This is a genomic window from Kitasatospora sp. NPDC059088 (assembly GCF_042738155.1).
Classification (GTDB): domain Bacteria; phylum Actinomycetota; class Actinomycetes; order Streptomycetales; family Streptomycetaceae; genus Kitasatospora.
Genome location: NZ_JBHYGR010000250.1, coordinates 1 through 5,145, shown reverse-complemented (window position 1 = coordinate 5,145; position 5,145 = coordinate 1). Strand labels below are relative to the sequence as shown.

Here is a 5,145-nt window from a genome sequence, read left to right as displayed (position 1 = left end):
ACAGATACACTCCGCGTTTGTAGCGCGTGGGGGCTCGGTGGGGCTGTTCTCCCCCGCCCATAATAAATATACCCACCCGCCCCCCCGGGGTGCGGGGGGGGCCCTTTTCGCATTTCCGGGACAACCGGCGGAAAGCGGACGGGGCTGCCCCGGGAGACCCTCGACCGACCCCCGCCGAGTGGCTGCTCCTCCGTCAATATGCCGCTAAAACCGCATGATCAGTGGACTGATCAGCGGAATACCGCCGCCCACGCCGTAGTCTCGAAGGCAGGGGGAACAGGTGTCCGGGGGTGGCTCCCGGGCAGAGCCGGATCAAGAATGGTGCTCATGGGACGAGGCAGGCTGCGCATCTACCTCGGGGCGGCCCCCGGGGTCGGCAAGACGTACGCCATGCTCGCCGAGGCACACCGGCGGCAGGAGCGTGGCACGGACGTCGTGGTGGCGTTCGTGGAGGACCACGGCCGGCGACGGACCGCGGACCTGGTGGCCGGGCTGGAGGTCGTGCTCCGGCAGCAGGTGGTGCACCGGGGCGCCCGGTTCTCCGAGATGGACCTGGACGCCGTGCTGGCCCGCCGCCCGGAGGTGGCGCTGGTGGACGAGCTGGCCCACACCAACGTGCCCGGCTGCCGCAACGAGAAGCGCTGGCAGGACGTCGAGGAGCTGCTCGCGGCCGGGATCGACGTGATCTCCACCGTGAACGTCCAGCACCTGGAGTCGCTCGGCGACGCCGTCGAGGGCATCACCGGGGTGCGCCAGCGCGAGACCGTCCCGGACGAGGTGGTCCGCCGGGCGGACCAGATCGAGCTGGTGGACATGTCCCCGCAGGCGCTGCGGCGGCGGCTGGCGCACGGCAACGTCTACATGCCGGAGAAGATCGACGCCGCGCTCGCCAACTACTTCCGGCCGGGCAACCTGACCGCGCTGCGCGAGCTGGCGCTGCTGTGGACCGCGGACCGGGTCGACGAGTACCTGCAGAAGTACCGCGCCGAGCAGGGGATCGTCGGCACCTGGCAGGCCCGGGAGCGGATCGTGGTCGGCCTGACCGGCGGTCCCGAGGGGGCGACGCTGATCCGCCGGGCCGCCCGGATCGCGGCCCGGGTCTCCGGCGGCGAGCTGCTGGCCGTCCACATCTCCCGGTCCGACGGGCTGGCCGGCACCGGCTCCCCGCAGACGTTGATCGAGCAGCGCGCGCTGGTGGAGAGCCTCGGCGGCTCCTTCCACAACGTGCTCGGCGACGACCCGGCCGGGGGGCTGCTGGACTTCGCCCGGGGGGTGAACGCCACCCAGATCGTGCTGGGCACCAGCCGCCGCCCCGGCTGGCAGTACCTGTACGGGCCCGGCGTCGGCACCCTGGTCACCCAGAAGGCCGGGGACATCGACGTCCACATGGTCACCCACGAGCACGCCGGGCACGGGCGGCGCAACAAGATACCCGTGCGGCGGGTCACCGACCTGGGCCGGACCAGGACCGTCGCCGGCTGGCTGGTCGGGCTGGTCGGCCCGCCGGTGCTGGCGCTGGTACTGACCACCATCGGCGGGCTGGGCCTGTCCACCGACATGCTGCTGTTCCTGTCGCTGACGGTGTGCGCGGCGCTGGTCGGCGGGCTGCTGCCGTCCATCGGCTCGGCGCTGGTCGGCTCCTCGGTACTGAACTTCTACTTCACCCCGCCGCTGCACACCTTCTCGATCAACGAGCCGCAGAACATCATGGCGGTGGCGATATTCACCATCGTCGGCTGCTCGGTCGCCTCCGTGGTGGACCTGGCGGCCCGGCGCACCCACCAGGCGGCCCGCGCCCAGGCCGAGGCGCAGACGCTCAGCGCGCTGGCCGGCACGGTGCTGCGCGGCGCCCCCAACGGGGACGGCGTGCTGACCGCGCTGATGGAGCAGGTCCGGGAGACCTTCGGGCAGGAGAGCGCCGCGCTGCTGGAGCGCCCGGAGCCGACCGGCGGCTGGGTGCCGGTCGCCACCGCAGGGCCGCGCCCGCCCGGGCGCCCCGAGGAGGCCGACGTCGACGTCCCGGTCGGGGAGAGCCTGGCCCTGGTGCTGCGCGGCCGGGTGCTGCCCGGGACCGACCGCCGCCTGCTGGGCGCGTTCGCCGCCCAGGCCGCCGTGGTGCTGGAGCGCCGCCGGCTGGCCAGGGAGGCCGCCGCGGCCCGCCGCGAGGCCGAGGGCAACCGGATCCGCACCGCCCTGCTGGCCGCCGTCTCGCACGACCTGCGCACCCCGCTGGCGGGCATCAAGGCCTCGGTGACCTCGCTGCGCTCGGCCGACGTGCAGTGGGACCCGGAGGACGAGGCCGAACTGCTGGCCGGCATCGAGGCCGGGGCCGACCGCCTCGACCACCTGATCAACAACCTGCTGGACATGAGCCGGCTCCAGACCGGCACCGTCACCCCGCTGATCCAGGAGACCGACCTGGACGAGGTGGTGCCCTACGCGCTCGGCGGAGTCCCGCCGGAGTCGGTGCGCCTGGACGTGCCGGAGACGCTGCCGATGATCCGTGCCGACGGCGGACTGCTGGAGCGCTCGCTGGCCAACCTGGTCGAGAACGCCGTCAAGTACAGCCCGGAGGGCGTCAAGGTGCTGGTCAAGGCCGACGCCCTGCAACCGCCGGGCCGGCCGGGCCGGGTCGAGCTGCGGATCGTGGACCGCGGACCGGGCGTCCCCGAGGACGCCAAGGAGCGGATCTTCGCCCCCTTCCAGCGCTACGGGGACGCGCCGCGCGGCGCCGGGGTCGGCCTCGGCCTCGCGGTGGCGCGCGGGTTCGTCGAGGCCATGGACGGTACCGTCACCGCCGAGGACACCCCCGGCGGCGGCCTCACCATGGTCGTCAGCCTGCCCGCCGCGGAACGGCCGCCGGAGCGGCCCGGCCCGGACACGCCGGGCGGCGAGGGCCACGACCCGCTCTCCGAACTGATCACCTGAGACCCGGCGGAACCGCGCCGCACGCACAGCCGAGACAACAGTCCGTAAGATCCGACAGCCCGAAAGGCGGAGTCCGTAAATGACCCGGGTCCTCGTCGTGGACGACGAACCGCAGATCGTCCGCGCACTGGTGATCAACCTCAAGGCCCGCAAGTACGAGGTCGACGCGGCCCATGACGGGGCGAGCGCGCTGGAACTCGCCGCCGCCCGCCATCCCGACGTCGTCGTCCTCGACCTGGGCCTGCCCGACATGGACGGCGTCGAGGTGATCCGCGGCCTGCGCGGCTGGACCCGGGTGCCGATCATCGTGCTGTCGGCCCGGCACGCCTCCGACGAGAAGGTCGAGGCCCTGGACGCCGGCGCCGACGACTACGTGACCAAGCCCTTCGGGATGGACGAACTGCTCGCCCGGATGCGGGCCGCCGTGCGCCGGGCCGAGCCGGTCGCCGGGGAGGACGACTCGCTGGTCGTCACCGAGAGCTTCACCGTCGACCTCGCCGCCAAGAAGGTCAACCGGGACGGCACCGACGTACGCCTCACGCCCACCGAATGGCACCTCCTGGAGGTCCTGGTCCGCAACGCCGGGCGGCTGGTCAGCCAGACCCAGCTGCTCCAGGAGGTGTGGGGCCCGGCCTACCGCACCGAGACCAACTACCTGCGGGTCTACCTCGCCCAGCTGCGCCGCAAGCTGGAACGCGACCCTTCGCACCCGCGCCACTTCATCACCGAACCGGGCATGGGCTACCGCTTCGAGAGCTGACCGGCGGCTCCCCGGCGGCCCCTCGGCAGCCCCTCGGCAGCCTCCCGGCGGGGGCGACGCCTGCCGCCGGGGGCACCGAAACCGGTACCCTGCCGACATGAGTGGTGACAACAGCAGTGGCCAGCCGCCGGGGCGGTTCCGCCGCATGCTCAGTCGGCTGACCACCTCGGCCGAGGAACTGGACGCCGAGGACCTGCGCCAGGAGATCGCCGCCGAGTCCGGCTGCACGCCGATCGCCGGCTGCGCCGACCGGCAGCTGGTCACCGTCGCGGGCACGCTGCGCACGGTGACGCTCCGCCCGCGGGCCGGGGTGCCGGCCCTGGAGGCCGAGCTCTTCGACGGCACCGAGGCGTTGGAGGTCGTCTGGCTGGGGCGTCGCTCGATCGCGGGCATAGAACCGGGCCGTCGGCTCGTCGCCAGCGGCCGGATCAGTCACGCACGCGGGCGCCGCGTGCTGTTCAACCCCCGCTACGAACTGCGTCCGGTCGGACACGGGAGCGAATGAGCGTGAGCAACCACCCCGGCGGAGACGCCACTGCCCGGATCGACCTGGACGCCGCCGACGTGGCGGCCTGGCAGGACGCCGCCGCCGAGGCCGCGGACGGACTGGCCAAGTCGATCGAAGGCACCGCGCCGGCCGCCGAGCGGCCCCTCGACCCGGCGGCCGCCGAGGCCGCCCGCAAGGCCGCCTCCAAGGAGGCCGCCGACACGATCCTGCAGGCCTTCGGCGGCGTGCGCGGCATGATCGACATGACGCTGCCCGGCCTGGTCTTCATCGTCACCTACAACCTCACCCACCAGGTCAGCGCCGCCGCCTGGGCCGCGCTCGGGCTCAGCGCCCTGTTCGTGGTGGCGCGGCTGGCCCGGCGGGAGACCATCCAGCACGCCTTCAGCGGCGTGTTCGGCGTCGCCCTCGGCGCCTGGATCGCGATGAAGAGCGGCAAGGCCGAGGACTTCTACCTGCCCGGCCTGCTCTGGAGCGTCGGCTACTGCACCGCCCTCGCGGTCTCCGCCGTGGTGCGCTGGCCGATGATCGGGGTGATGCTCGGCCCGATCACCGGCGAGATGTTCACCTGGCGCAAGGAGAACCCGGGCCGGCTCGCCGCCTACACCAAGGCGACCTGGGCCTGGGTGGTGATCATGGGCCTCAAGCCGGTGATCCTCTTCCCGCTGTACTTCACCCACAACGTCAACCTGCTCGGCTGGTTGAAGGTCGCCCTCGGCATCCCGCCGCTGCTGCTGGCGATGTACGTCACCTGGCAGATCCTGCTCAAGGCGCCGCCGCCGATCAAGGCGCCGGTCGACGACGAGGAGGAGGAGTCGGCCAAGTAGCCGCTCCCGCCGGTCGCCCGCACGGCGAACGCACCGCACTGCACGGCGCAGCTGCGCACCGTACGGGCGCGGGGGGGGCGCCCCCCCCCCCGGGGGGGGGGGGGCGCCGGGGGGGGGGCGGGGGC

The 5,145-nt window shown here is 73.3% G+C and carries 4 protein-coding genes; all 4 read left to right on the top strand.

Features of this window, described 5'->3' with window-relative positions; translation table 11 throughout:
* Nucleotides 1-327: 327 nt before the first annotated feature.
* Nucleotides 328-2,928 carry an ATP-binding protein gene (locus ACFWXO_RS44765; protein ID WP_380532863.1) on the top strand — a complete coding sequence of 867 codons (2,601 nt, stop codon included), beginning with the start codon at nucleotides 328-330 and terminating at the stop codon, nucleotides 2,926-2,928.
* Nucleotides 2,929-3,007: 79 nt separating this feature from the next.
* Nucleotides 3,008-3,688, top strand: coding sequence for a response regulator (locus ACFWXO_RS44760; RefSeq protein ID WP_033351413.1), 681 nt, complete (start codon nucleotides 3,008-3,010; stop codon nucleotides 3,686-3,688).
* A 97-nt stretch (nucleotides 3,689-3,785) separates the two neighbouring features.
* Entirely contained in the window at nucleotides 3,786-4,193 is a 408-nt protein-coding gene (locus tag ACFWXO_RS44755) for an OB-fold nucleic acid binding domain-containing protein (RefSeq protein ID WP_360245819.1), read from the top strand.
* 2 nt (nucleotides 4,194-4,195) lie between these two features.
* Nucleotides 4,196-5,020 (top strand): DUF3159 domain-containing protein, encoded by an 825-nt coding sequence (locus ACFWXO_RS44750; RefSeq protein ID WP_380532861.1) that lies wholly within the window; start codon nucleotides 4,196-4,198, stop codon nucleotides 5,018-5,020.
* Nucleotides 5,021-5,145 lie beyond the last annotated feature (125 nt).